The organism is Mesorhizobium sp. WSM4840 (assembly GCF_055811755.1).
The window spans coordinates 1-480 of sequence record NZ_JBVVQD010000126.1 but is presented as its reverse complement, the minus strand read 5'-3'; the positions used below and the strand labels follow the sequence as shown (position 1 = coordinate 480).

Here is a 480-nt window from a genome sequence, read left to right as displayed (position 1 = left end):
TCCAACCTATCTCAGCATGGTGCGGGAGCCGCGGTGAATACTTCGCTCGGGTGTTTGTCAGATTTCCAGAAGGTAACCGCGCTGTCCCTGTGCGTGCCCTCAATCCGCTCGTCCGCCACGTCGACGTTGCAAGGCATGGATAATCTAATCACTTCGTAAACGCTTCCGATCTCTTCGTTGATGTCGCCACTGGCGATGCCTTGTGCACCCGCGGCCTTCATGGCGCTATCAGCCAAGTCGGTTACTACCAACACTGGATCACCGATCGCCGTCTCCGCGCGGGGAAGCAGGATCTGGACGAGGTGCATGGCGACTGCTCGCTGAAAAGCGGACAGATTCCAAAGAACGACGCGTTCCCTTGCCTGGTCGGAGCCGCTCGACCTTCGCGGGCCGGCGAGACAGTCGGCGAGCGATTTGCGCCGCCCGCCTAGCGCATCAGGCCCGCTGCCCGCAGGGCATCCTCGATGATCTTCTTCACGC

At 60.8% G+C, this 480-nt stretch carries 1 pseudogene; it reads right to left on the bottom strand.

Annotated features, from left to right (window positions below):
• Positions 1-11: 11 nt before the first annotated feature.
• Positions 12-480: pseudogene (locus AC0L3I_RS36985) on the bottom strand (hypothetical protein); the annotation flags it as partial.